Genomic DNA, 24,068 nt, shown 5'->3' with positions numbered 1-24,068 from the left:
CCATCATCGCCGCGCCAGCCGCCATACGCGCCGGACGGACGCGCCGGGCGGGCGTCTCAATCCATGATCCGCTCGCCGCGCCAGACGCGCCCGAGGCGCAGCGCCGCCGCCGCGCCCGCCGCCGACATCAGCGCCGGGATCCAGTAGACCCCGCCGCCCGCCCAGCCATAGATCTCCGCCGCCAGCGCCGTCGCCGCCGCCATCAGCGCGCCGCTCGCCAGCGCGCCCAGCGCGCCCTGCGCCGCGCCGGCAAGGCGCTCGGGCGCGGCGGCCGAGACGAAGGCGATGGCGCCCAGATGCCCCGCCGCGAAGGTCAGCGCGTGCAGCCCCTGCAGCGCCCACAGCGCCGCGCCGACCGGGTCGAAGGCCATCGCCGCCCAGCGCACCGCCCCCGCCGCGCCCGACAGCGCGATCGCCCCCGCCGCGCCCAGCCTTCGCACCAGCGCCCGCCCCGCCAGCGCCATGAGCGCGATCTCGGCCGCCACGCCGAAGGCCCACAGCGCGCCGATGCGCCCCTCGTCCAACCCCAGCGCACGCCAATGCAGCGAGCCGAAGGCGTAGATCACCCCATGCGCGCCCTGCGCCATGCCGATGGCCAGCAGGAACAGCGCAAAGCGCCCGTCCGAGAACAGGCGCCGCATCTGGCCGAAATCGGGCCGCCCCAGCGCGCGCGCCCGCCCGCCGCCCGGATGCGTGCGCCCCAGCGCCGCCGCCGCCAGAAGGCAGGCCACGATCGCCCATAGCGCCGCCCCGGGCCCCGCCTGCGCCACCGCCGCGCCCATGAGCAGGCTAGCCGCCAGAAACCCCGCCGAGCCGACCGCCCGCACGCGCGCGTAGTCGAAGCCGAAATCGCGCGCCGCCGCGGCGCCCAACGCCTCGCCCACCGGCATCATGGCCGAAAAGGTCGCGGCCGCCGCGACGCTCAGCGCCACCAGCGCCGCCGCCTCGGCGGCCAGCAGATGCGCCGCAAAGGCCGCCGCGCCGAACAGCCCCGCCCCCGCCAGCATGGCGCGGCGCGCCTCGAAACGGTCGGCCAGCGCCGGCGCCGCCAGGCCGACCGCCACCTTGGCCGCCACCGCCAGCGCCGAATAGATCCCGATCTGCGCCGCGCTCAGCCCCCGATCCTCGAGCCAGAGCGGCCAGAAGGGCAGATGCACCCCCAGCGCCGCGAAAACGGCGGCATAGAAGGCGCCGGTGCGAAATGCGGGCAGGACCGCGCGCCCGCCCCGCGGGCGCGCGCTCAAAGCCCGAACTCGGAAAAGGGCATGAAGCGCACCGGATCGCCCGGCCGGATCTCGGCCCCGTCCTCGGGCAGCTCGCACAGCCCCTCGGCCCAGCTCAGCCCCGAGACAAGCCCCGACCCCTCGGAGCGGAAGACCTCGACCCGCCCCTCGGCGTCAAGGCGCGCGCGCAGATACTCGCGCCGGCCCGGCTTGCGGCGCTTGGCGAAGGCGGCGGGCAAGGCGCGGCCGCGCGGCAGCTCCCAGCGCGCGCCGGCCAGGCGCAACAGCGCCGGGCGCGCGAAGATCAGCGCGCACACGAAGGCCGCCACCGGATTGCCTGGCAGGCCGAACACCGCCGCGCCGCGCCACGTCGCCAGCGCCAGCGGCCGGCCCGGCTTGATGGCCACGCGCCACAGGTTCAGCGCCCCCTCGGCGCGCAGGATGGCCGAGACGTGATCCTCGTCGCCCGCCGAGGCGCCGCCCGTGGTCAGGATCGCATCGGCCTCGGCCGCGCCCGCGTCAAGCGCGGCGCGCAGCGCGTCGCGGTCGTCGGGGGCGCAGCCAAGGTCGCGCGCCTCGAAACCCCAGGCCCGCGCCAGCCCGAGCAGCATGGGGCGGTTGGCGTCGTGCAGCTGCCCCGGCGCCAGGGGCGCGCCGGGGGGGCGCAGCTCGTCGCCTGTGGACAGGACCGCCACGCGCAACGGGCGGCGCACGGGCAGCTCGGCCAGCCCCGCCGCCGCGGCCAGCGCCAGATCCTGCGGCGCCAGGCGCCGGCCCTGGGGCAGGATCGCTTCGCCGGCGGCGAAATCCTCGGCCGCACGGCGCAGATTGGCGCCCTTCTTCAGCCCCGGCCGCAGCCGCAGAACGCCGCCCTCGGCCGCCGCGTCCTCCTGCATGACAACGGTGTCGCAACCCTCGGGAATGACCGCGCCGGTCAGCACGCGCAGCGCCGCGCCCGGCGGCACGCGCCCGGCGAAGGGGCGGCCCGCGGCGGCGCGGCCGGGCAGCAGGGTCAGCGTCTCGGGATCGGCGCCGCGCAGCGAGGCATGGGCGAAGGCATAGCCATCCACCGCCGAGTTGGCCTGCGGAGGGTTGTCGCGCGCCGCGCGCACCGGCTCGGCCAGGATGGCGCCGAGCGCCCGCTCGAGCGGGACGGAGCGCGCCTCGCACACGGGAACGCAGGCCTCGCGCAGACGCTCGAGCGCCTCGGCCGCCGGGGTCCAGCTCACGCCCGGCGGCAGGGCGAAGCAATCGTCGCGCAGCCGCGGCGGCAGCCCGCCCGCGCCCTCGTCCACGCCCTCGCCCGCGCCGTCGCCCGCGGTCATCGCGCGCCCTCCCGCGCCGGGATCAGCCCCAGCTCGGCCAAGATGAAATCGGCCACGGCGTCGGCGTCGTCGAGCGGCAGATTGGGCACGTGCAGCCCCGCCAGCGGCGCGTCCGAGGCCACGGCCCGCACGGTGGGGTCCTCGTTCGCGATCAGCGGGGCGCCCCGCCCCACGCGGTGCGCCTCGACCTTGGGGTGGGAGTCGCGCTTGTAACCCTCGACCAGCACCAGATCGACCGGCGACATGCGCGCCAGCAGCGCCTCGAGCGAGGGCTCGGGGGCGCCGCGCAGCTCGTGCATCAAGGCCCAGCGCCGCGACGAGGCCAGCATCACCTCGCGCGCGCCGGCGTCGCGATGGCGGCGGCTGTCCTTGCCGGGGCGGTCCACGTCCACCTCGTGATGCGCATGCTTGACGGTCGAGACGCTGAAGCCCCGCGCCACGATCCGCGCCACGACCCGCTCCATCAGCGTCGTCTTGCCCGAGTTCTTCCAGCCGACGATTCCGTAAACGCGTTGGGTCATCTCAGCTCCGGGTTGGCGCGCACGATGCGCTCGGCCTCGTCGATATCATCGGGGGCGTTGACGTTGAAGAACGGATCGAACGGCCCCGCCGGGAAGGGCGCATCGACGCAGCCATGGGCGTCGGTCCACAGCACCACCTTGCGCACGCCCGAAGCCAGCGCGGCGCGCAGGTCCTCGCGCAGCGCCGTGGGCCAGAGGGCGAAGGTCGGGTGCCGCCACAGACGGCCGGGGCGCTCGGGATCGGGGGTGGCGGCCATGGCCATGGGCGCGCCCGCCGCGTGCGCGGCCTCGGCCAGGCGCCGCACCAGATCGGCGGGGAAGAAGGGCGTGTCCGCCGCCGCGGTGACCACATGCGAGGCCCCCAGCCCCGCCGCCCAGTCCATCGCCGCCAGCGCGCCGGCCAGCGGCCCCGGAAAGCCGGGCGCGCCGTCGGGCAGCACCGGCAGGCCGAAGCCCGCCAGCCGCGCCGGATCGCCGTTGGCGTTGAGCGCAAGCGGGCCGCATTGCGGGCGCAGCCGCTCGATCGCGCGCGCCATCAGCGAGCGCCCGGCCACCAGCCGCAGCCCCTTGTCGCCGCCGCCCATGCGCGTCGCGCGCCCGCCGGCGAGGATCACGCCGGGCGGGCGCAGGTCCGGGGCGGGGGGCCGCGCGCTCATTCGCGCGCGCCCTTGCGGCGCAGCGCCTCGGGCTCGTCGGCCACGGCGGCGGGATCGGCGTCGAAGATCAGCCGCTCTTCGCCGCTCAGGCACACGAAACGCCGCCCGCGCATGCGCCCGATCAGCGTCAGCCCGACCTGGCGCGCGATCTCGACCCCCCAGGCGGTGAAGCCCGAGCGCGAGGCCAGCGCCGGAATGCCCATGAGCGCGGTCTTGATGACCATCTCCGAGGTCAGCCGCCCGGTGGTGTAAAGGATCTTGTCCGCGCCGCCCTCGCCTTCCAGCGTCATCCACCCGGCGATCTTGTCCACCGCGTTGTGGCGGCCGACATCCTCCATGTAGACCAGCGGCTGGTCCTGCCGGCACAGCACCGTGCCGTGGATGGCGCCGGCCTCGAGATACAGGCTCGGGGCGGTGTTGATCTTGCGCGCCAGCGCGTAGAGCCACGAGGCGCGCAGCTCGGCCGGCGGCAGGGTCAGCCCCTCGAGCCCCTCCATCATGTCGCCGAACACCGTGCCCACCGCGCAGCCCGAGGTGCGCGTCTTGCGGCGCAGCTTCTCTTCGTAATCGGTGGCGCGGCGGGTGCGCACCACGACCACGCCCAGCTCCTCGTCGTGATCGACGGCGGTGATCTCGTCGTCGGGGCGCAGCATGCCCTGGTTGCGCAGATAGCCCACCGCCAGATGGCGCGGATAGTCGCCGATGGTCATGGCGGTGACGATCTCCTGCGCGTTGAGGAAGATGGTCAGCGGACGCTCCTCGACCACGCGGATGCGGCGGCGCGCGCCCTCGTGGTCCACGCCCTCGACCTCGCGCGAGAGGCCGGGCGCGGCGGGATCGGGGGCGATCAGGAATTCTTCTGACATGGGGCACGAACCTTCATTGGCCTTCGCGGCGCGGGCAGGCTATGCCTGAGCCGCCGCGCGCGCAAGGCGGCGCGTCTGCGAACGCGGCAAGGCAACGATACGGCAAGAGGAGTTCCGCGCATGCGCACCCGAGGCGCGTTCGTCGAGGGCGTTGCCGCCGGCGCGCCCTTTCTTCTCGTGATCCTGCCCTTCGGGGCGCTGTTCGGGGTGGTGGCGACCGAGGCGGGGCTGGACCTCATGCAGACCTTCGCGCTGACCTCGCTGGTGATCGCGGGCGCGTCGCAATTCGCGCTGGTGCAGATGCTGTCCGACGGCGCGCCCGCGGCGCTGGCGGTGCTGACCGCGCTGGCGGTCAACCTGCGCATGGCGATGTATTCGGCCTCGCTGACGCCGCATCTGGGCAAGGCGCCGCTGTGGGTGCGGGCGCTGGCGGCGTATTTCCTTGTGGATCAGGCCTACGCCGCCGCCATCGCGCGCTATTCGCGCCGCCCGGACGAGCCCCTGCCGCGCAAGATCGCGTTCTATTTCGGCGTGCTGCTGCCGGTCGTGCCCGTCTGGTTCCTGGGCACGCTGGCGGGGGCGACGCTGGGCGCGCGCATCCCGCCCGAATACGCGCTCGACTTCGCCGTGCCGATCACCTTCGTGGCCATCGTCGCGCCCATGCTGCGCAGCCTGCCCAACCTGGCGGCGGCCTTCGTCGCCAGCGCGGCGGCGCTGGCGCTGGCCTGGGCGCCCTACGGCTCGGGGCTGCTGCTGGCCTCGGCGGCGGGCATGGGCGCCGGCGCGGCGGTCGAGCTGGCGCTCGAACGCCGCCGCCCGGCCCCCGAGGCGCAGGACGAGCGGAGGAACGCCGCATGACCCCCATTCCCGATTCCGTGTTCTGGAGCGCGACCCTGGCGCTTGGCCTCGGCACCTTCCTGATCCGCTTCTCGTTCCTGGGCCTGATCGGCGGGCGCCCCATGCCGGGCTGGGCCATGCGGCTGCTGCGCTACGTGCCCACGGCGGTGCTGCCGGCGCTGGTCGCGCCGCTGATCGCCTGGCCGGCCGCCGCGGGCGGGCAGATCGACCCCGCGCGCCTTGCCGGCGCGGCCGCCGCGCTGATGGTGGGCGCGTTCAGCGGGCGCATGCTGGGCGCCGTGGTCGCGGGGATGGGCGCGCTTTACGCCGCGCAGGCGCTGATGGGCTGAGCCCGCCGCCTCAGTCCAGCGGCAGCGCCGTGGTGCTGACCACGCGGCGCAGCGCGAAGCTGGACTGCATCTGGCTGACCCCCGGCAGGCGCGACAGGTGCTGGCGGTGGATGCGCGCGAAGTCCTCGGGATCGCGCGCGGCGACCTTCAGCAGATAGTCGGCCGCGCCGGCCATCAGGTGGCATTCGAGCACGTCGGGAATGCGCGCCACCGCGGCCTCGAACTGGCGCAGAAGCTCGTCGCTCTGCCCGCGCAGCGTGATCTCCACGAAGACGGTCGAGCGCCGCCCCACCGCGCGCGGATCGACCAGCGCGGCGTAGCGGCGGATGACCCCCGCCGCCTCGAGCCGCGCCACGCGCCGATGGCAGGCCGAGGCCGACAGGTTCACCCGCGCCGCCAGCTCGGCGTTGGGGATGCGCCCCTCGCGCTGCAGAATCGCAAGAATCGCCCGGTCCCGGGCGTCGAGCTGAACATCCTTCGACGTCATGGCCCCTCCGCCGCCGAAAATTGCGCCGCTTCGGCGCCGCACACACGATCTTTGCATGCACATTTCGCGCGCGGTGCGTCAACATGACTCCGACGCGGGGCCGCCCGGCCGCGCGCGAAACGCCACATATGCGAGATGCGAGTCATGAAGATCGGTTGCCCACGCGAGATCAAGAACCAGGAGCACCGCGTCGGCGTCACCCCCGCCGCCGCGCGCGAGGCCGTCGCCCACGGTCACGAGGTGCTGATCGAGACCGGCGCGGGGCTGGGCGCCGGCTTCGCCGACAAGGACTACGTCGAGGCCGGGGCGCGCATCGCGCCCGACGCCGCCACGGTCTTCGCCGAGGCCGAGCTGATCGTCAAGGTCAAGGAGCCCCAGCCCGAAGAGCGGCGCATGCTGCGCAAGGGCCAGGTCCTGTTCACCTATCTGCACCTCGCCCCCGACCCCGAGCAGACGCGCGACCTCATGGCCAGCGGCGTGACCGCCATCGCCTACGAAACCGTCACCGACGCACATGGCGGCCTGCCGCTGCTGGCGCCGATGTCCGAGGTGGCGGGGCGCCTGGCGCCGCAGATGGGCGCCTGGGCGCTGCAGAAGGCCAATGGCGGGCGCGGCGTGCTGCTGGGCGGCGTGCCCGGCGTCGGCCCGGCGCAGGTCGTGGTGATCGGCGGCGGCGTGGTGGGGACCAACGCGGCGCGGGTCGCCGCCGGCATGGGCGCGCAGGTGACGGTGCTTGACCGCTCGATCCCGCGGCTGCGCCATCTGGACGAGGCCTTCCGCGGCCATTTCGCCACCCGCTACGCCTCGCGCGCCGCGACCGAAGAGCTGGTCGCCCAGGCCGACATGGTCATCGGCGCCGTGCTGGTGCCCGGCGCCGCCGCGCCCAAGCTGGTGTCGCGCGCGCAGCTGGCCGGGATGAAGCCCGGCGCGGCGATCGTGGACGTGGCCATCGACCAGGGCGGGTGCTTCGAGACCTCGCGCCCCACCACGCATGACGATCCGATCTACGTCGTGGACGGCATCGTGCATTACTGCGTGGCCAACATGCCCGGCGCCACGCCGCGCACCTCGACCATCGCGCTTGGCAACGCCACGCTGCCCTTCATGCTGGCGCTGGCCGACAAGGGCTGGCGCAAGGCCTGCCAGGACGACCCCCACCTGCTGAACGGCCTGAACGTGCATGCGGGCAAGCTGACCTCGCGCCCCGTGGCCGAGGCGCAGGGGCTCGAGGCCATCGACCCGCGCGAGGCGCTCGACCTGTGACGCCTCGCCCCGCCGGCCGCGCGCGGCCGGGGCCGGCGGGACCGGGCCGGCGGGACAAAGCCGACGGGCGGGCCCGGGCGGCCGGCGCGTGACCGGATGCGGCGGGCGCGTGGCCGAATGCGGCGGGCGCGGACCCTGCGCCCGCACGCGCCATGCGCCGGCGATCAGGCCTTGCGGGCCAGAAGGTCGCGGATCTCTTCCAGAAGCTGCTCTTCGCGCGAGGGCTTGGGCGGCGCGGCCGGGGCGGCCTCTTCCTCGGCCGCGACGCGGCGCTTGAGCGTGTTGACCCCCTTGACCACCAGGAACAGCACCCAGGCGACGATCAGAAAGCTGACCACCGCGTTGAGGAACGAGCCATAGGCGATGACCGCCAGCCCCTTCTCGCGCGCCTCGGCCAGCGACGCCGCCTCCTGCCCCGAGATGTTGATGAACAGGTTCGAGAAATCGATCCCGCCGGTGAACAGCCCGATGAAGGGATTGACGATGTCCTCGACGAAGCTCTTGACGATCGAGGTGAAGGCGGCGCCGATCACGATGCCGACGCCCATGTCTACGACGTTGCCCTTGACGGCGAATTCCTTGAATTCCTTCAGCATGCGCCCCTCCTGACGGCGTTGCGGCGGCGCGGCGCGCCTGAGGCCGACATGAATGACCGCCAAATGGGGCGAATGCGTGACGCCGCGCCCGGGCGGGGCGCGGCGCAAGCGGGGGCGGCCGCGCTCAGGCGCGCAGCTCGCCCCCCGTGGCCTTGCGCACGGCGGCGACGATGCGCGCCGAGACGGCCTCGATCTCTTCATCCGTCAAGGTGCGCTCGCGCGGCTGAAGGCGGACGGTCAGCGCGATGGACTTGCGCCCCTCGCCCAGCGCCTCGGCGGCGCGGGGGCCGTCGAAGACGTCGAACACCGACGCCGACTCGATCAGCGCCTTGTCCGCGCCGCGCGCCGCGCGCAACAGCTGCTCGGCCGGCACGTCGGCGGCGACCACGAAGGCGAAGTCGCGCTCGACCGCCTGCAGGTCCGATGCCTGAAGCGGCGGGCGCGCCGTGCCGCGCGCCTTGGGGAAGGGGATGGCCTGAAGGTCGACGCTCATGCCCATGGCCCGGCCCTTCAGGCCCATGGCCTCGACGACGCGCGGGTGCAGCTCGCCGAACACGGCCAGCGGGTTCTTGGGCCCCAGCGCCAGCGTGGCCGAACGGCCCGGGTGGAACCAGGCGGGCGCGGTCGGCAGGGTCGTCAGCCGATCGACCGGCGCGCCGGCGGCGGCCAGCGCCGCCTCGGCGGCGGCGCGGGCGTCCCAGGCGTCGACGGGACGGCGCGGCACGGCCCAGTGCCGCGGCGCCGCCGCCCCGGTCAGCACGGCGGCGGCGACCAGGCGCTCCTGCCCCGGCTCGGGGCCGTCGAAGACCGGCCCCAGCTCGAACAGCGCCAGATCGGCGAAGCCGCGCGCCTGGTTGCGCGCCGCCGCCGCCAGAAGGCCCGGCAGCAGCGAGGGGCGCATGTGGCTCATCTCGGAGCTGATCGGGTTCTGAAGGCGCATCTCGTCGCCGCCGCCGCCGAACAGCCGCGCGTCGCGCTCGGAGATGAACGAGTAGGTCACGCATTCGTGGAAGCCCTGCGCGGCCAGGCTGCGGCGGGTGCGCGCGGCGCGCTTCTGCATCGGGGTCAGGCGCGGCGCGGGCACGCCCGGCTCGGGCCGCGGCAGCGGGCGCGCGGGCAGGCGCGAGAGCGAGGCGACGCGGGCCACCTCCTCGACCAGGTCGGCCTCGCCCAGCACGTCGGGCCGCCAGCTGGGGGGCGAGACCATGATCGCGCCGTCCTCGTCGCGGATCTCGAAGCCCAGATCCGACAGGATGCGCCGCTGCTCGGCCTCGGGCACGTCCATGCCCACCAGCGAGACGCAGCGCGCCGGATCGAGGCGGTAGCTGCGCCGCTCGATCCGCGGCGCGCCGGCCTCGACCACCTCGGACGCCTCGCCGCCGCACAGATCGAGGATCATGCGCGTGGCCAGCTCGAGCCCCTCGCGGGTGAAGGCGGGGTCCACGCCGCGCTCGAAGCGATAGCGCGCGTCGGAATTGATGCGCAGCTTGCGCCCCGTCGCGGCGATGTCCGAGGGCCGCCACCAGGCGGATTCGAGGAACACGTCCACCGTGTTCTCGTCGCAGCCGGTGGCGGCGCCGCCCATGATGCCGCCGATGCTTTCGGGCCCGGCCTCGTCCGAGATGGTCAGCGCGCCGGGCGGCAGCTGGTATTCCTTCTCGTCAAGGGCGGTCAGGCGCTCGGTCCCCTGCGCAAGGTGCACGCGCAGATCGCCCCGCACCCTGGCCGCGTCGAACACGTGCAGAGGCCGGGCGCGGTCGAAGGTCAGGTAGTTGGTCACGTCGACCAGGGCCGAGATGGGCCGCAGCCCTATCGCCCGCAGCCGGCGCTGCAGCCATTGCGGCGAGGGCCCGTTGCGCACGCCGCGAATGACGCGGCCGACGAAATGCGGGCAGCCCTCGCGCGCCTCGGGGTCGATCGAGACGCCGATCGGGCTGGGGAAGGCGCCGGGGACCGGCTGCGTCGGCGCCGGCCGCAGCCGCCCCAGCCCGCGCGCCGCCAGATCGCGCGCGATCCCGCGCACGCCCAGCGCGTCGGGGCGGTTGGGGGTGACGGCGATCTCGATGACCGGATCGTTCAGCCCGGCGTAATCGATGTAGCGCGCGCCCAGCGGGGCGTCCTGCGGCAGGTCGATGATGCCGTCATGGTCGTCCGAGATCATCAGCTCGCGCTCCGAGCACAGCATCCCGTTCGACTCGACCCCGCGGATCACCCCGGGCTTGAGGTCCACCCCCGTGCCGGGCACATGCGTGCCGGGCGCCGCGAACACCCCGATCAGCCCGGTGCGCGCGTTGGGCGCGCCGCACACCACCTGCACCTCCTGCGAGGGCTTGTCGGGACCGTCGGGCCAGGCCTCGACGCGGCACAGCTTCAGCTTGTCGGCGTTGGGGTGCTTGACCGCCTCGATGACGCGGCAGATGGTGAAGGCGCCCAGCGTCCTGGCGGGGTCCTCGATCCCCTCGACCTCAAGCCCGAGATCGGTCAGCGCGTCGGCGATCTCGTCGAGGCTCGCCTCGGTTTCCAGGTGGTCCTTGAGCCAGGATAGGGTGAACTTCATCGTCGGGGCCTCGTGAATGTCGGGTGCGCGAAGGGGCGGGCGGGGGCGCGCGCGCTCAGCCGCTCAGCCCCGCGTGCAGCGTCGGCACGTCCAGCGCGCCGAAGCCGTAATGCCGCAGCCAGCGCAGATCGGCGTCGAAGAAGGCGCGCAGGTCGGGAATGCCGTATTTGAGCATCGCCAGCCGGTCGATGCCGATGCCGAAGGCGAAGCCCTGCCACTGCGCCGGGTCGATGCCCGCGGCCTCGAGCACCTTGGGATGCACCATGCCCGAGCCCAGGATCTCCATCCAGTCGTCGCCCTCGCCCAGCTTCAGCTGCCCGTCGCGCCACGAGCAGCGGATGTCCACCTCGGCCGAGGGCTCGGTGAAGGGGAAGTGCGAGGCGCGGAAGCGCAGCTCGATCGAGGGCGTCTCGAAGAAGGCTCGGCAGAACTCCTCAAGCACCCATTTGAGATGCGCCATCGAGATGTCGCGGTCGATCGCCAGCCCCTCGACCTGGTGAAACATGGGCGTGTGCGTCTGGTCGTAGTCGCAGCGATACACCCGCCCCGGCGCGATCACCCGGATCGGCGCGCCCTGGTCCAGCATGGCGCGGATCTGCACCGGCGAGGTGTGGGTGCGCAGCACATGGGGCGGGCGCTCGTCGCCCTCGGCGCGGTGCATGAAGAAGGTGTCGTGCTCTTGCCGCGCGGGATGGTCCGGCGGGATGTTGAGCGCGTCGAAATTGTGCCAGTCGGTCTCGATCTGCGGCCCCTCGGCCACCGCGAAGCCCAGATCCGAGAAGATCGCCACGATCTCTTCGGTCACCTGGCTGACCGGATGCACCGTTCCGGCGCGCGCGGGGCGCGCGGGCAGCGTCATGTCCTGGCGCTCGGCCTCGAGCCGGGCGGCCAGCGCCGCCTCGGCCAGCGCGGCCTTGCGCGCGGCCAGCGCCTCGGTCAGCGTTTCCTTGAGCGCGTTCAGCGCCGGGCCGGCCAGCTTGCGCTCTTCGGGCGTCATGCGGCCCAGCTCGCGCATGCGCAGGCTGACCTCGCCCTTCTTGCCCAGCGCGGCCAGGCGCGCGGCCTCCAGCTCCTCTTCCGAGCGGGCCGCCTCGATGGCGGCAAGGTGGCGGTCGCGCAGCTCGTCAAGGCCCTGCATGTCTATCCCCCGGCATGTCGTCCCCGGCGGCGCGCGCATCGCGCCGTCGCCGTGGCAGGCGATACCATCTGCAGCGCCAAAAGCAACCCCGCCCCGGCGTTCTCAGCGCCACAGGCGATGGTAATGCTCGGCGAAGACGCCGGCGATCATGGCCCCGACCGCCAGCGCGCCCAGGGGCCGCGGCCGCGCGAAGGTCCACAGATGCTCGAGAAACCGCACCGCCATGTAGTCGAGCAGCCGCATGACGCTGGAAAAGCCCGCATAGGAATAGACATGCACCACGTCGCGCAGCGCCCCGGCCAGCAGCGCATACAGCGCCGCCAGCCCCGCCGCGCCCAGCCCCATGACCATGGCATGGGCGAAGCCGCGCCCCAGCTGCCGGCCCAGATGCGCCCAGCCCGCCAGCGCGCCCGCGGCGGCGGCGGCCAGATAGACCGGGCCCACCGGCTCGCCCGGCGCGGGGGGCGCGACCTGGAACATCACGTTCGCCGCCCCCATCGCCGCCAGCGCCAGCCCCGCCGCCGCCACCAGACGCCCGGCCGACCAGCGGTCGCGCGCGGCGAGGGCGCTCATCGGCCCGCTCCCGCCCCCGCTCCCGCCGCGCGCAGCGTGACCTGCGTGACGTCGGTGGTGCCGGCCAGGAAGCACGCGGCGCAGCTGGCCAGGTAGAAGTCCCACATGCGGCGGAAGCGCTCGTCGAAGCCGAGCGGCGCGATCTCGTCCCATTCCTCGAGGAACCGCGCGCGCCAGCGGCGCAGGGTCTCGGAATAGGACTGGCCGAACTCGAACCCGTCCACGATCTCGAGCCCGGCGCGCCGCGCCTGCGCGCGCAGCTCGGAGGGCGACAGCAGCATGCCGCCGGGGAAGATGTGCTTCTGCACGAAGTCCACCCCCCGCCGGTAGCCGTCGAACAGACGGTCGGCGATGGTGATGGCCTGGATCGTGGCCCGCGCGCCGGGCCGCAGGCGGTCGCGCACGGCGTCGAAATAGACGGGCCACCAGCGTTCGCCCACCGCCTCGATCATCTCGATCGAGGCGATGCCGTCATAGGTTCCGCGCTCGTCGCGGTAGTCGCGCAGCACGATCTCGACGCGCTCGGACAGCCCCGCCTCGTGGATGCGGCGGCGGGCGTAGTCGTGCTGCTCGCGCGAGATGGTCAGCCCCGTCACGCGCAGCCCGCGCTCGCGCGCGGCGTATTCGGCGAAGCCGCCCCAGCCGCAGCCGATCTCGAGCACATGCCCCCCCTCGGGCGCGGCGATCGAATCGCAGATGGCGGCGTATTTGTTGATCTGCGCCGCCTCGAGCGTTTCCTGCGTGCCGCGGAACAGCGCCGAGGAATAGGTCATCGTCGGGTCCAGCCAGCGCGCGTAGAAGGCGTTGCCCAGATCGTAATGCGCCGCGATGTTGCGCCGCGCGCCCTCGCGCGTGTTGCGGTTCATCCAGTGGCGAAGACGCTCGATCATGCGCGCCAGCGGGGCGGCGCTGAAGCGGCGGGCGACCTGGTCGTTGTTCAGCAGCGCCACGTCCAGCACCGCCTGAAGATCGGGCGTGTCCCACCATCCGTCCATGTAGGCCTCGGCGAAGCCGATGTCGGCGTCGCGCAACAGCCGCGCGAAGGTGCGCCCGTCGCGCACGATCACGCGCCCCTCGGGTCCGGGCTCGGGACCCTGGGCGCGGAACACGCGCCCGTCGGGCAGCACGAACTCCAACGCGCCGCGCTCGATGCGCGACACCGCGCCGAACACGGCGCCGAACCACCGCGGCAGGCCGCCTTGCCCCTTTGCGCTCGTCAACTTCACGCTCATCGTGACGCTCCCTTGTCCTCACAGGACGAAGATTAGCGCCAAATTCGCAAAAAGCGCCACATTCGCGCGCGAAAAGCCGCCGCGGGCGTTATTTCGGCGGGCCGAAGAAGATGATCGCCGCGCCGGGGCGGGGCGTGATCGGGTCGTCCGGCCCCGAGAAGGCCAGCGCGCCGCTGCGCCCCTGAACGGCGATCAGCTCGGCCTCGGGCTGGTCGCGGCGCCAGTCCTCGAAGCCGTAATCCTCGGTCAGCGCCGTGCGGCGAAAGCGCCAGCCGCGCGCGAAGCGCTCGGCATAGGCGGCATGGTCGCCCCCTGCGCCCAGCGGTCGGCCGCCCAGCGTCACGGGCAGGCCGCGCTCGCCCTCGTCCTCGTCCGAGCGGCCGACCTGGAACACGTTGCGACGGCCGAATTCGGGCGCGAAATCGGTGCACACGAGGGCGTTGTAGTCGTCATTGTCGGTGGTGGCCAGAAGCCAGCCGTAGCGGCTCAGGTTCAGGCTGTGCTCGGCCTGCTCGGACAGGATCTCGCCGTAATAGGTGGGCACGCCCAGCACGCGCGCATGGCGCAGATGCGACCAGTTGCGGTCGGCGACCAGCACCGGCGCCCCGGCCTTGAGCAGCGTCTCGGCCAGCGCCGCGCTCCAGGGCGAGCCGCCCACGATCAGCGCTCCGGGCGGCTCGGTCGAGGTCAGCCCCAGAAGCCGCGCCGCCGGTCCGATCGAGAAGCCGTGCGCCACCACCGTGGCCGCCGACAGCGCGAAGGCCAGCGGCGCCAGCATGTGCGCGTCGGGCACGCCCAGCTCGGCCAGGCGCGCGCCGAAAAAGCCCGAGATCGCCACCGCCACGATGCCGCGCGGGCCGATCCAGGCGATCATCGCGCGCTCGCGCCAGGGCAGGTTCGTGCCGATCAGCGAGGCCAGCACCGCCGCCGGGCGCGCCACGAACATCACCGCCAGCACGAACAGCGCCGCGCGCCAGTCCAGCGCCGCGATCATGGGCGCGTCCAGCCCCGCGGCCAGCACGATGAAAACGCCCGAGACCAGCAGCACGGTCACCGCTTCCTTGAAGCGCAGCAGCTCGCCCAGCGAGGGCAGGCGCGCGTTGCCCATCACCACGCCCATCACCGTCACGGCCAGAAGCCCGCTTTCGTGCAGCAGGGAATCGCAGGCGGCATACACCGCCAGCACCGCGGCGATCATGGCCGGCGCCTTCAGGAATTCGGGCGCCGCGCCGCGGCGGAACGCGGCGGCCAGCGCCTTGCCCGCCGCCCAGCCCGCGGCGCCGGCGATCGCCACCCCCAGCGCCAGATGCGCCAGCGCCATGGGCACCGCATGGCCGCCCGCCGCCGCCAGCGCGGCGACGATCTCGAAGGCCAGCACCGCCGCCAGCGCGCCCAGAGGGTCGTTGACGATGGCCTCCCAGCGCAGGATCGAGGCCGGCCGCGGGTCGAGCCGCGCCTGGCGCAAGAGCGGCGTGACCACGGTCGGCCCCGTCACCACCAGCACGCCGCCGAACACGGCCGCCACCTCCCAGCTCAGCCCCGCCACCCAATGCGCGGCCAGCGTCGCCGTCAGCCAGCCGAGCGGCGCGCCAAGCGCCGCCAGACGGCGCACGGCGGGGCGCGCGGTGCGCAGCTCGTTGAAGTTCAGCGTCAGCCCGCCCTCGAACAGGATCAGCGCCACGGCGGCGCCGACGGCGGCGTCGATGACGGGGCCGAACTGCGCGCGCGGGCTGACGAGCCCCGTCGCCGGCCCCGCCAGAATGCCGGCCAGCAGCATCAGCACGATGGCGGGCAGCTGGAAGCGCCAGGCCAGCCATTGCGCCCCGATGCCCAGCGCGCCGATCAGCGCGATCGCCGTGGTCGTGTCGGTCATGCTGCGCGCCCCCTCACCGTGGTCCGGCGCGCACGTTACACGCGGCGCGCATGGGCCGCTAGGGCTCGCAATCGGGTCCGACCTCGCGCGTGACGTTCTTGAGCGGGATCTCGTAGAGCGGACGCCAGCGCGGCCCTTCGGGGCCCGCCTCGCACACAAGGGTCGAGGACATGCGCAGCAGCCGCGTGCCTTCGCGCGTGCAGCCGCGCGGAAGCTCGCGCCGGACCACGGCGCCGGGCGAATACTCGCGCCCCTCGTGCCAGCACACGCCCGCGGGAACGTCCTGACGCAGGCGCGCCTCAAGCTCGGCCGCCGCCGCGCCGGCGGGTGCCGCGCCGACCGCCAGCGCCGACGCCAGCGCCGACGCCAGAGCCGCCGCGGGCCGGAAAGCGTCGGACCCCCGGGCGGGCCGCGTCAGCCCCCCGCACCGGCGCGCGTCGCGGGGCCGCCGAGGGGACAAGCGCCCGCGCCCAAGCGCGGCGCCCGTCGGCGCAAGGGCGGTCGCAAGCAAGGCCAGAAGGGCGGCCAGAAGCAAGGGCGGGACGGCGCGCATGACTCCTCCGACGGATGCGGCGGACCCGGCGCCCGCCGCCCGCATGGTGCGCGCGCGCGCATTGCGGTCCGGTTAACGCCGCGCGAGCCGGTCCCGGCGCGGCCGGCGGCGGCGCAGCGGGCGCCGGCGGTCAGCGCGACGGCGCGGCGCCCCCGTCGCCCCCGTCGCACCCGTCGCCCGCGTCGCCCCGCCCGGCGGCCGAGGCGGCCTGCTCCAGCGCCTGGCGCTTCAGCTCGCGGCGCATGATCTTGCCCGTCGCGGTCATGGGCAGGGCGTCCACCACCCGCACCGCGCGCGGCGCGACATGGGGGCTGATGCGTTCGCGCACGCGGGCGGTCAGACGCGCGGCCAGACCGTCGCGCGCGGCGCCGTCGCGCAGGACCACGAACAGGGTCACCGCCTCGGTGCGGATCGGGTCGGGCAGGCCCACCGCCGCCGCCATCGCCACGGCGGGATCGCCGGCGACGCAGTCTTCGATCTCGGTCGGCCCGATGCGGTAGCCCGAAGAGGTGATGACGTCGTCCGCGCGCGAGGCGAAGTGAAAGTAGCCCTCGGCGTCGCGCCGGCCCAGATCGCCGGTGCGCATCCACTCGCCGGCGAATTTCTCGGCCGTGCGCTCGGGCTTGTTCCAGTAGCGCAGGAACATCGAGGGACTGCCGCGGCGCACGGCGATCTCGCCCGTCTCGCCGTCGGGCAGCGGCCGGCCCTCGGCGTCGATCACCGCCACCTCGTGCCCCGGCGTGACCTTGCCCGCAGAGCCCGGCCGGGGCGCGAAGGCCGCCGCGCAATTGCCCAGCACAAGGTTGCACTCGGTCTGGCCATAGGCCTCGTTGATGGTCAGGCCGAAGGCCTCGCGCCCCCATTCTAGCAGCTCGGCGCCCAGCGCCTCGCCCGCCGAGGCCAGCGAGCGCAGCGGCGCGGCCGCGCGCAGCCCGGCCTGGCGCATGAGCTTGAGCGCCGTCGGCGGCATGAAGGCGTTGCGCACCTCGAGCCGGGCCATGAGCCAGACGGCGCGCTCGGGATCGAATTTGGACATGCGGTGCGCGACCACGGGAATGCCCAGCGCCAGGGCGGGCATCATCACATTGGTCAGTCCGCCCATCCAGGCCCAGTCCGCCGGCGTCCAGATGCGGTCGCCCGGCGCGGGGGCGTAGTCGTGCTGGGCGATGAAGCCGGGCATGTGGCCCATCAGCACCCGGTGGCCATGCAGCGCGCCCTTGGGCGGGCCCGTGGTGCCCGAGGTGTAGCTGAGGAAGGCGGGATCGTCCGGGCCGGTGCGCGCGGGGGCGGCCAGCTCGGCGGCCTTGCCCAGCTCCTGCCAGAAGCCCCAGGCGCCGGGGCCGGGGCGGTCGATCGAGAAGACGGCCCGCAGCTCGGGCAGCTGGTCGCGGATGGCGGCGATCTTGGGCAGGCTGGCCTCGTCTGTGACCACGATGCGCGCGCCGCTGTCGGCAAGGCGGTAGCGCAGCCCGTCTTCGCCGAACAGGGTGAAGAGCGGCGTCGCCACCGCGCCCAGCATGTAGCACGCGATGTGGGTGAGCGCCGCTTCGGGCGTCTGCGGCAGCAGCACCGCGCAGCGGTCGCCGCGCCCGAGCCCGTGCGCGGCCAGCGCGTTGGCCAGCCGCGCGGCGGCGCGCGCCAGCTGCGCGTAGGTGTATTCGCGCAGCGCGCCGTCGGGCCGCAGATAGATCAGCGCCACGCGGTCGGGGGCGCGGCGGGCCCAGACGCCGCAGATCTGCTCGGCGATGTTGCACTGCGCCAGCCGCGGCCAGCGGAAGTCGGCGCGCACGCTGTCCCAATCGGGGCGGCGGGGAAGCTCGATCATGGGCACGCTCCTTGACGCAACGCAGCATAGCCGCGCGCGGGCCGGGCGCAAGCGGCGCCGACGGTCGAGGCCGCGAGATAGCTGGAAAAGGGGATCGCAAGAAATAGGACCTCGGCGTTGGCCGAGGCCCGGTGCGCCGCCGACTCGGCCGCGCGTCGCGCATGACGCGAGCGCCATGCGTATCTGATGCCAGGAATGCTAGCCGCGAATCTGACGCAACGTCAAGATGAAAGCCCGCGCAAGGCGCATGCGGGGGCTTTCGCGAAACGCCGTTCCGCTACAGAATGCCGCGAAACCGCAAGAACTACGGAGCCCCCATGAGCGACCTTCAGATCCAGACCCGCCGCGACGACATCCGCCGCACCCGCGCGGTCGCGGCGCCCGAGCGCCCCCTTGCCCCCGGCGAGGCGCGGCTGCGCGTCCGGCGCTTCGCCCTGACGGCCAACAACGTCACCTACGCCGCCAGCGGCGACGTGCTGCGCTACTGGCAGTTCTTTCCGGTGGACGAGGAATGGGGCCTGACGCCGGTATGGGGCTTCGCCGAGGTCGAGCGCAGCCTGCACCCCGATCTGCCCGAGGGCGCGCGGGTCTACGGCTTTCTGCCCATGGCCCAGGCCTTCGTCGCCGCGCCCGAGCGCGTCACCCCGGCGGGCTTTCTCGACGGCGCCGCCCACCGGCGCGAGCTGCCGATCATCTACAACGCCTATCGCCGCCTCGACGCCCTGCCCCCGATGGAGGAGGACATGGAGGACCGCATGGCGCTGCTCCAGCCGCTCTACGCGACCTCGTTCCTGCTGTTCGACTATCTGCGCGACAACGACTGGTTCGGCGCCGAGGCGTTCGTGCTGTCCTCGGCCAGCTCGAAGACCGCGATCGGGCTGGCCAGCCTTCTGGCCGAGGCGGGGCGCAAGGTGACGGGGCTGACCTCGGCGGGCAACCGCGCCTTCGTCGAGGGGCTGGGCCCCTATGCGCGCGTGGTCCTTTACGACGAGATCGCCCAGGCGCTGCCGCAGGCGCCGTCGGTCTTCGTGGACATGGCCGGCTCGGCGCCGGTGCGCGAGGCGGTCCATGCGCGGCTGGGCGACGCGCTGACGCGCTCGATCGCGGTGGGCACCAGCCACTGGGACAAGTTCGCGCCCGGCATGGCGCTGCCCGGCCCCAAGCCGGAATTCTTCTTCGCGCCGCGCCAGTCGGAAAAGCGCCGCGCCGAGTGGGGGCGCGAGCGGATCGAGGCCGAGATCCACGGCGCGTGGGAGCGGCTGGCGCGCGACTCGCGCCGCTGGCTGAAGGTGACGCGGGTCAACGGCCCCGAGGCGGCGCAGGCGGCCTGGGCCGAGGCCGCCGAAGGCCGCGTCGCCCCCGACCAGGGGCTGATCGTGACGCTGGACTGAAGCGCAAGCGCGCCACCCCTTGCGCCTGCGCGACGCGCGGGCGGCGCGGCGCGCGGCGGATCGCAAGCGGCCCCACCCCCTCGCCTCCGCGCAAGCGCGGCGTTCCGCGCGCGGGCGATGATGCGTCGCGCGGCGTCGCGGGCAGCCTGATCGACGACCCGCTCTGCGCGCTCGGACCGCCCGCATCCGTCGCGGCTCGGCGATCATGCCGGACGGAGCCGCCGCGCGGGCGATCGCGGCCGCCGACGCCCCGCCGCCGGCGCGAACCCTCGCCCCCGCCCGCGCGAACCCGCCACGCCGCCGGCGCCTTCCTGTCGGCCGCGCCCCAAGCGCCCGGCGGGCCGGGCGATCAGGCCGGCTCGGGGCGCGAGTCGCCGAAGGCCGGCATGCGGTTCGCGCGCTCGGACAGCCACGCAAGGCGCGGATAGGCCGGCCCTTCGAGCAGGCGCGGGTTGGTCGCGGCGATGAAGTCGTAGGCGCACACGAAGGCCACGTCGCCGCCATAGGGCGTGGCGCCGCCCAGCCAGCCCTCTTCTTCGGGGGCGTGGGCCTCCATCGCCTCGAGGCCGCCGCGGATCTGCCCCTCGAGCCGCGCGCACCATTCAGGCCAGCGGTATTGCTCGGGGCGGCGGTTGTGCTCGTAGACCAGCGCCACGGCCTTCTCGGCGACCGAATTGGCGTAGGCGATCTCCTGCATCGCCTTGCGCCGCGCCAGGCCGGTCTCGGGCAGAAGGCGCGCGCCCGGTTCGGCCGTGTCCTCGAGCCAGTCGATGATGGCGAAGGTCTCGATCAGCGTCGCGCCGTCGTCCAGCTGCAGGATCGGCACGCGGCCAAGGGGGTTGATGCGCTTGAGGGCGTCGAAATCCTCGCCGCTGACCATCAGCGGACGGCGGATGACGGGTCGGCCCTGAAGGGCGCACCAGATCGCGACGCGGCGGGTGAAGGGCGAAAGGTCGCGCCCGTATAGAATCATGGTCCTGCTCCCTGGCTATGGCGTTGGGCCTGCGATCATGCCCGCCGGCGCGCCGGGCGCAAGCGCCGCGCCGCCCCGGCCCCGAGCTGCGCCCCGAGCCGCGCCCCGTGCCGCGCCCCGCGCCGGACCCTCGCCGCCCCGGACCCGAACCGCCCCGCGGCGCCCGGGCCTGACGCCACGACCGCCTTGACGGCGGCGCGGGGCGCGCGCCCAATCTGCGCAAAAAGGAGGAGATGATGACCGCGCCCCTTCGCCCCCGCGCCGATCTGGCCACGCACGAGGTCTTCAACCAGCCCGAGCCGCGCGACTCGGTCGCGCTGTGGGAGGGCGACGGCCCCCTGCGCGCGGCCGTCGCGCGCCTTGCGCCGGACGAGGCCCCCGCCCTGGCCCGCTACGCCGCCGCATGGGGCGCGCCCGAGGCGGTCGAGGACGGCCGCGCGGCCAACCGCTTCGCGCCCGAGCTCAGGCCCTTCGACCGCGCCGGGCGGCGCATCGACGAGGTCGCCTTTCACCCCGCCTATCACACCCTGATGCGCCGGGGGCTCGAGGGCGGCTACGCCGCCCGCGCCTGGAGCGGCGCGCCCGGCGGGCATGTGGCCCATGCGGCCATGGTCTACATGTCCACCCAGATCGAGCCGGGCGTGTGCTGCCCCATGACCATGACCTACGCCGCCGTGCCCGCGCTGCGCGCGACGCCCGAGCTGGCCGCCAGGTGGGAATGGGGCGCGCTGTCGGGGCGCTACGATCCGGCCTCGCGGCCCGCGCCGGAAAAGGCCGGGCTGACCTTCGGCATGGCCATGACCGAAAAGCAGGGCGGATCGGACGTGCGCGCCAACACCACCCGCGCCGCGCGCGACGGCGAGGGCTGGCGCCTGACCGGGCACAAGTGGTTCTGCTCGGCGCCCATGTCCGACGCCTTCCTGACGCTGGCCTGGACCGACAAGGGGCTGTCCTGCTTCCTGATGCCGCGCTGGACGCCCGACGGGACGCGCAACGCCTTCCAGCTGATGCGGCTCAAGGACAAGCTGGGCAACAAGGCCAACGCCTCGTCCGAGATCGAGTATCACGGCGCCTGGGCCGAGCTGGTCGGCGAAGAGGGGCGCGGCGTCAACGCCATACTCGAGATGGTGCATCACACGCGCCTCGACACCGCCGTCGCCCCGGCGGCGCTGATGCGCCGCGCGCTGGACGAGGCCGCCTGGTGGGCGCGCGGGCGCTCGGCCTTCCAGAAGCGGCTGATCGATCAGCCGCTGATGACCGCCGTGCTGGCCGATCTGGCGCTGGACTGGATGGGCGCGCTGGCCGCGGCCATGCGCGTGGCCGCCGCCTTCGACGCCGCCGAGCGCGACCCGGCCGAGCGCGCCTTCGCCCGCATCGCGGTGGCGCTGGCCAAGTTCTGGTCCAACAAGCGCTGCCCCGTCGTCGCCTACGAGGCGATGGAGTGCCTGGGCGGCGCGGGCTATGTCGAGGAAAGCCCCATGCCCTGGATCTACCGCGAGGCGCCCCTCAACTCGATCTGGGAGGGGTCGGGCAACGTCATCTGCCTCGACATCCTGCGCACCATGGCGCGCGCGCCGCAGGCCGTGGACGCCCTGCTGGGCGAGCTGCGCGGCGCGCGCGGCGCCGACCGCCGCTACGACGCCGCGCTGGCCGAGGCCGAGGCGGCGCTGAGCCGCGGGCCGCACGAATCCGAGGCGCGCTGGATCGCCGAGCGGCTGGCGCTGCTGCTGCAGGGCTCCGAGCTGCTGCGCCACGGCGACGGCGCGGCGGCCGACGCCTTCTGCCGCACGCGGCTGGGGGGCGACTGGGGGCGCACCCATGGCGCCCTGCCCCAGGGGGTGGACGCGGCGCGCATCGCGGCGCTGATCTGACCGCGCGAAGGGGCGGCGCGAGAGGCGCCCCGCCATCGCGGCATCCGGCGCCGAGGGGCCGGCGGGCCGGCGCGGCCGGCCGGGCAACGGGCCGGCGCGGCTGGCTGGGGCTGCGGGCCGGCGCGGCTGGCCGGCACGAAGGGCCCAAGCGATGGTCCGGTGCGCCGGCCCGCCCCACCCTCTCGCAGCGCGAGCGTGCGGGACGTGCCGGGGCGACGGGCAAGGGCGAGCGGCCGGCGCCACGGGTCCGGGCCAAGGCCCAGGCGACGGGCCGGGGAAACGGCGGCGCAGGTCGCGCGCGGCGCCCTCGTCCCAAGCCTCGTCGCCTCGGCCCTTCCCGCCCCTTCCCCGTCTCGCCCCCACCGCCCTCGTTCCAACCGCCGCCCCGACCGGGCTTGCGCCATCCGCCCCCGTCCAAGCCTGCCGACGCCCGTCAGCCACGGCGCCCGCGGCGGGACGACCTTGCGCCGTCGCGCCGAGACCGCCCGCCATGCCCGACCCGACCGCCTGGCGAGACGGGCGCTGCGGCTGGCCGCGCCTTGGCCTTGCGCGCCGCGCGCCTTCAGCCGCCGCCGGCCCCGGCCTGCGGCGCGTCCGCCTCGGGCAGGATGAATTCCAGCAGCAGCGTGCGCTGAAGCATGTTGAAGTTGTCGTCCGTCGCCACCAGCGCGCGCAGGCGCCCCGCGCCGTCGCGCCAGATCGAGATGCCCTCGGCGTTGTCCGCGCCCATGACGCCCGAGATGCGCGCCAGCTCCTCTTCCGAGATCACGCGCGCGCCCTCCAGCGTCAGGCGGCGAAGGCGCATGTGAAAGCCGCGCCAGAAGCTCAGCCCGCGATCGACCACGTAAAGCCGCCCGTCGGGGCCGAAATCGGCGCCGGTGATGATCAACCCCTTCTCTCTGGGCAGCGCCAGCGGCAGGACGCGGCCGTCGGGGAAAAGGAGCCGCGCCGCCTGGCGGCCCGGCCCCGCATCGGCCTCCTGGATCGCCAGCAGCGCGCCGTCGGGGCGGCGGGCCAGCGCCTCGAAGCCGTTGTTGATGGGCATGCGGCTCCAGGCGCGCAGGCTCCAGAGCAGCTCTTCGGGCGCGCGCGGACCGGCGAAGCGCGCGATGCGGTGGTCGCGCTCGAACGAGACCAGCCGCGGCCCGGACAGATCGGGCGCGGCGATGTCCAACCCCTCGGCGTCGCGCTCGGAATAGGCGGCGCGCGCGCCGTCGGGGCCCAGCATCCCCGCCAGAATCTCGAGCCGCCAGCCGGTCAGGCGCTCATCCACGCCGCGCTCCAGCGCGCCCTCGACCCAGCGGCCCGCATCCGAAACGGCGACGAAACGCCGCCCGTCGGCCGAGACCTCGATCCCCGAAAGCCCGCCGAAGGTCGGCCGCGACGAGCGCAGCTCGATCCCGCCGGCGAAGACCGCCCGCGCGCCCGCGTCAAGGCGCAGCTCGACCGGGCGCGCGCTTTCGCCCTCGGCCCCGCCCAGGGCGCAGGCGCCAGCCGCCCCCGCCAGCCCAAGCGCCAGCGCCAGCGCCGCCTCTCGCCGCATGCCCATGCCGTCCTTCCTCGCGCCCGGATCCGGCGCCAGCCTAGACCGCCGCCCCCCCGCGCGCCAAGCGCCCGCCGCTTGACACCGGTCAAGGCCCCGCGCGCCGGCAAGGCGCATGATGGGAATGGAAAAGGGGAGAATCGGCATGATCTCGATCGAGGACATCATCGGCATGACCGGCCTGACGCGCGAAGAGATCGACGCCGTCGCCGAGCATGAGCACATTCCCGAAGCCGCCGCGGCGGCGCTGGCCGACTACCTGATGCATCAGGAGAAGGGCCCCCGAATCGTCGCGCAAATGATCGCCGACGACATCCGCGCCGCCCGCGCGCGCGGCGACATGTCGCATGCGGCGGCCTTGATGGGCGCATTGAGGCATTTTCTTCGCTCGCAGAATTTGCCACGATAACGACGC

General features: G+C 74.3%; 22 protein-coding genes. 6 read left to right on the top strand and 16 right to left on the bottom strand.

The genetic code is table 11. The annotated features are described in order from the left end of the window. Positions 1-56: 56 nt before the first annotated feature. Genes BMW67_RS13275 through BMW67_RS13255 form a run of 5 tightly spaced genes read right to left on the bottom strand, consistent with a single transcriptional unit; the run spans position 57 to position 4,591 of the window. The gene (locus tag BMW67_RS13275; RefSeq protein WP_072747992.1) at positions 57-1,244 is read right to left on the bottom strand and encodes an MFS transporter; all 1,188 of its coding nucleotides are present in this window, start codon (positions 1,242-1,244) and stop codon (positions 57-59) included. Next, on the bottom strand, positions 1,241-2,548 hold the full coding sequence (locus BMW67_RS13270; RefSeq protein WP_072747993.1) for a molybdopterin-binding protein: 1,308 nt from the start codon (positions 2,546-2,548) through the stop codon (positions 1,241-1,243). Before BMW67_RS13270 ends, BMW67_RS13275 begins: the two co-directional genes overlap by 4 nt. Beyond that, on the bottom strand, positions 2,545-3,069 hold the full coding sequence (mobB, locus tag BMW67_RS13265; RefSeq protein WP_072747994.1) for a molybdopterin-guanine dinucleotide biosynthesis protein B: 525 nt from the start codon (positions 3,067-3,069) through the stop codon (positions 2,545-2,547). Before mobB ends, BMW67_RS13270 begins: the two co-directional genes overlap by 4 nt. Further along, entirely contained in the window at positions 3,066-3,725 is a 660-nt protein-coding gene (mobA, locus tag BMW67_RS13260; protein ID WP_072747995.1) for a molybdenum cofactor guanylyltransferase MobA, read from the bottom strand. The genes mobB and mobA overlap by 4 nt, the downstream gene beginning before the upstream one ends. After that, positions 3,722-4,591 (bottom strand): formate dehydrogenase accessory sulfurtransferase FdhD, encoded by an 870-nt coding sequence (locus BMW67_RS13255; protein WP_072747996.1) that lies wholly within the window; start codon positions 4,589-4,591, stop codon positions 3,722-3,724. The genes mobA and BMW67_RS13255 overlap by 4 nt, the downstream gene beginning before the upstream one ends. 120 nt (positions 4,592-4,711) lie before the next feature. Here BMW67_RS13255 and BMW67_RS13250 point away from each other — a divergent pair, with 120 nt between their 5' ends. Together BMW67_RS13250 and BMW67_RS13245 are read left to right on the top strand one after the other, a co-directional pair. Next, positions 4,712-5,449: an AzlC family ABC transporter permease gene (locus BMW67_RS13250; RefSeq protein WP_072747997.1), complete on the top strand. Its 738-nt coding sequence runs from the start codon at positions 4,712-4,714 to the stop codon at positions 5,447-5,449. Further along, entirely contained in the window at positions 5,446-5,778 is a 333-nt protein-coding gene (locus BMW67_RS13245; RefSeq protein ID WP_072747998.1) for an AzlD domain-containing protein, read from the top strand. Before BMW67_RS13250 ends, BMW67_RS13245 begins: the two co-directional genes overlap by 4 nt. A 10-nt stretch (positions 5,779-5,788) precedes the next feature. Here BMW67_RS13245 and BMW67_RS13240 read toward each other — a convergent pair whose 3' ends face one another. Further along, positions 5,789-6,265 carry an Lrp/AsnC family transcriptional regulator gene (locus BMW67_RS13240; RefSeq protein ID WP_072747999.1) on the bottom strand — a complete coding sequence of 159 codons (477 nt, stop codon included), beginning with the start codon at positions 6,263-6,265 and terminating at the stop codon, positions 5,789-5,791. A gap of 144 nt (positions 6,266-6,409) precedes the next feature. Here BMW67_RS13240 and ald point away from each other — a divergent pair, with 144 nt between their 5' ends. Next, the gene (gene ald, locus BMW67_RS13235; RefSeq protein WP_072748000.1) at positions 6,410-7,528 is read left to right on the top strand and encodes an alanine dehydrogenase; all 1,119 of its coding nucleotides are present in this window, start codon (positions 6,410-6,412) and stop codon (positions 7,526-7,528) included. 164 nt (positions 7,529-7,692) lie between these two features. Here the strand turns inward: ald and mscL are convergent, their stop codons facing one another. The 8 genes from mscL to BMW67_RS13195 all read right to left on the bottom strand — a co-directional run bounded on the left by mscL (position 7,693) and on the right by BMW67_RS13195 (position 17,875). Further along, positions 7,693-8,124, bottom strand: a complete 432-nt coding sequence (gene mscL / locus BMW67_RS13230) for a large conductance mechanosensitive channel protein MscL (RefSeq protein WP_072748001.1) — start codon at positions 8,122-8,124, stop codon at positions 7,693-7,695. Between the two features lie 124 nt (positions 8,125-8,248). After that, the gene (gene pheT, locus BMW67_RS13225; RefSeq protein WP_072748002.1) at positions 8,249-10,681 is read right to left on the bottom strand and encodes a phenylalanine--tRNA ligase subunit beta; all 2,433 of its coding nucleotides are present in this window, start codon (positions 10,679-10,681) and stop codon (positions 8,249-8,251) included. Positions 10,682-10,736: 55 nt separating this feature from the next. Then, positions 10,737-11,819 carry a phenylalanine--tRNA ligase subunit alpha gene (pheS, locus tag BMW67_RS13220; protein WP_072748003.1) on the bottom strand — a complete coding sequence of 361 codons (1,083 nt, stop codon included), beginning with the start codon at positions 11,817-11,819 and terminating at the stop codon, positions 10,737-10,739. 102 nt (positions 11,820-11,921) lie between these two features. Continuing rightward, on the bottom strand, positions 11,922-12,392 hold the full coding sequence (locus BMW67_RS13215; RefSeq protein ID WP_072748004.1) for a TrgA family protein: 471 nt from the start codon (positions 12,390-12,392) through the stop codon (positions 11,922-11,924). Then, the gene (locus BMW67_RS13210) at positions 12,389-13,624 is read right to left on the bottom strand and encodes an SAM-dependent methyltransferase (RefSeq protein ID WP_072748005.1); all 1,236 of its coding nucleotides are present in this window, start codon (positions 13,622-13,624) and stop codon (positions 12,389-12,391) included. Before BMW67_RS13210 ends, BMW67_RS13215 begins: the two co-directional genes overlap by 4 nt. Before the next feature lie 88 nt (positions 13,625-13,712). Next, entirely contained in the window at positions 13,713-15,497 is a 1,785-nt protein-coding gene (locus tag BMW67_RS13205; protein WP_072748006.1) for a cation:proton antiporter, read from the bottom strand. A 58-nt stretch (positions 15,498-15,555) separates the two neighbouring features. Further along, positions 15,556-16,050: a hypothetical protein gene (locus BMW67_RS13200; RefSeq protein ID WP_072748007.1), complete on the bottom strand. Its 495-nt coding sequence runs from the start codon at positions 16,048-16,050 to the stop codon at positions 15,556-15,558. 130 nt (positions 16,051-16,180) lie between these two features. Continuing rightward, positions 16,181-17,875, bottom strand: coding sequence for an AMP-binding protein (locus tag BMW67_RS13195; RefSeq protein ID WP_072748008.1), 1,695 nt, complete (start codon positions 17,873-17,875; stop codon positions 16,181-16,183). A gap of 317 nt (positions 17,876-18,192) precedes the next feature. Here BMW67_RS13195 and BMW67_RS13190 point away from each other — a divergent pair, with 317 nt between their 5' ends. After that, positions 18,193-19,266 carry a DUF2855 family protein gene (locus BMW67_RS13190; protein WP_072748009.1) on the top strand — a complete coding sequence of 358 codons (1,074 nt, stop codon included), beginning with the start codon at positions 18,193-18,195 and terminating at the stop codon, positions 19,264-19,266. A 349-nt stretch (positions 19,267-19,615) separates the two neighbouring features. Here the strand turns inward: BMW67_RS13190 and BMW67_RS13185 are convergent, their stop codons facing one another. Next, positions 19,616-20,239, bottom strand: a complete 624-nt coding sequence (locus tag BMW67_RS13185; protein WP_072748010.1) for a glutathione S-transferase family protein — start codon at positions 20,237-20,239, stop codon at positions 19,616-19,618. A gap of 233 nt (positions 20,240-20,472) precedes the next feature. Here BMW67_RS13185 and BMW67_RS13180 point away from each other — a divergent pair, with 233 nt between their 5' ends. Further along, entirely contained in the window at positions 20,473-22,110 is a 1,638-nt protein-coding gene (locus BMW67_RS13180) for an acyl-CoA dehydrogenase family protein (RefSeq protein ID WP_072748011.1), read from the top strand. A 562-nt stretch (positions 22,111-22,672) separates the two neighbouring features. Here BMW67_RS13180 and BMW67_RS13175 read toward each other — a convergent pair. Further along, positions 22,673-23,659 (bottom strand): esterase-like activity of phytase family protein, encoded by a 987-nt coding sequence (locus tag BMW67_RS13175; protein ID WP_072748012.1) that lies wholly within the window; start codon positions 23,657-23,659, stop codon positions 22,673-22,675. Positions 23,660-23,777: 118 nt separating this feature from the next. Between BMW67_RS13175 and BMW67_RS13170 the strand changes: the two genes are divergently transcribed. Further along, positions 23,778-24,062 (top strand): hypothetical protein, encoded by a 285-nt coding sequence (locus BMW67_RS13170; protein WP_245728533.1) that lies wholly within the window; start codon positions 23,778-23,780, stop codon positions 24,060-24,062. The last annotated feature ends 6 nt before the right edge of the window (positions 24,063-24,068 follow it).

This window comes from Oceanicella actignis (assembly GCF_900111545.1).
GTDB lineage: Bacteria > Pseudomonadota > Alphaproteobacteria > Rhodobacterales > Rhodobacteraceae > Oceanicella > Oceanicella actignis.
This window is presented reverse-complemented; position numbering and strand designations above follow the sequence as displayed.

What these genes read in the sequence shown, in the direction of transcription:
- BMW67_RS13185 (WP_072748010.1), bottom strand. Translation starts at nt 20,239, where the DNA reads ATGATTCTATACGGGCGCGACCTTTCGCCCTTCACCCGCCGCGTCGCG.
- BMW67_RS13215 (WP_072748004.1), bottom strand. Translation starts at nt 12,392, where the DNA reads ATGAGCGCCCTCGCCGCGCGCGACCGCTGGTCGGCCGGGCGTCTGGTG.
- BMW67_RS13245 (WP_072747998.1), top strand. Translation starts at nt 5,446, where the DNA reads ATGACCCCCATTCCCGATTCCGTGTTCTGGAGCGCGACCCTGGCGCTT.
- mscL (WP_072748001.1), bottom strand. Translation starts at nt 8,124, where the DNA reads ATGCTGAAGGAATTCAAGGAATTCGCCGTCAAGGGCAACGTCGTAGAC.
- BMW67_RS13200 (WP_072748007.1), bottom strand. Translation starts at nt 16,050, where the DNA reads ATGCGCGCCGTCCCGCCCTTGCTTCTGGCCGCCCTTCTGGCCTTGCTT.
- BMW67_RS13255 (WP_072747996.1), bottom strand. Translation starts at nt 4,591, where the DNA reads ATGTCAGAAGAATTCCTGATCGCCCCCGATCCCGCCGCGCCCGGCCTC.
- BMW67_RS13205 (WP_072748006.1), bottom strand. Translation starts at nt 15,497, where the DNA reads ATGACCGACACGACCACGGCGATCGCGCTGATCGGCGCGCTGGGCATC.
- pheT (WP_072748002.1), bottom strand. Translation starts at nt 10,681, where the DNA reads ATGAAGTTCACCCTATCCTGGCTCAAGGACCACCTGGAAACCGAGGCG.
- ald (WP_072748000.1), top strand. Translation starts at nt 6,410, where the DNA reads ATGAAGATCGGTTGCCCACGCGAGATCAAGAACCAGGAGCACCGCGTC.
- BMW67_RS13240 (WP_072747999.1), bottom strand. Translation starts at nt 6,265, where the DNA reads ATGACGTCGAAGGATGTTCAGCTCGACGCCCGGGACCGGGCGATTCTT.
- BMW67_RS13195 (WP_072748008.1), bottom strand. Translation starts at nt 17,875, where the DNA reads ATGATCGAGCTTCCCCGCCGCCCCGATTGGGACAGCGTGCGCGCCGAC.
- BMW67_RS13270 (WP_072747993.1), bottom strand. Translation starts at nt 2,548, where the DNA reads ATGACCGCGGGCGACGGCGCGGGCGAGGGCGTGGACGAGGGCGCGGGC.
- BMW67_RS13190 (WP_072748009.1), top strand. Translation starts at nt 18,193, where the DNA reads ATGAGCGACCTTCAGATCCAGACCCGCCGCGACGACATCCGCCGCACC.
- BMW67_RS13175 (WP_072748012.1), bottom strand. Translation starts at nt 23,659, where the DNA reads ATGGGCATGCGGCGAGAGGCGGCGCTGGCGCTGGCGCTTGGGCTGGCG.
- BMW67_RS13180 (WP_072748011.1), top strand. Translation starts at nt 20,473, where the DNA reads ATGATGACCGCGCCCCTTCGCCCCCGCGCCGATCTGGCCACGCACGAG.
- pheS (WP_072748003.1), bottom strand. Translation starts at nt 11,819, where the DNA reads ATGCAGGGCCTTGACGAGCTGCGCGACCGCCACCTTGCCGCCATCGAG.
- BMW67_RS13250 (WP_072747997.1), top strand. Translation starts at nt 4,712, where the DNA reads ATGCGCACCCGAGGCGCGTTCGTCGAGGGCGTTGCCGCCGGCGCGCCC.
- BMW67_RS13210 (WP_072748005.1), bottom strand. Translation starts at nt 13,624, where the DNA reads ATGAGCGTGAAGTTGACGAGCGCAAAGGGGCAAGGCGGCCTGCCGCGG.
- BMW67_RS13170 (WP_245728533.1), top strand. Translation starts at nt 23,778, where the DNA reads ATGGAAAAGGGGAGAATCGGCATGATCTCGATCGAGGACATCATCGGC.
- mobB (WP_072747994.1), bottom strand. Translation starts at nt 3,069, where the DNA reads ATGACCCAACGCGTTTACGGAATCGTCGGCTGGAAGAACTCGGGCAAG.
- mobA (WP_072747995.1), bottom strand. Translation starts at nt 3,725, where the DNA reads ATGAGCGCGCGGCCCCCCGCCCCGGACCTGCGCCCGCCCGGCGTGATC.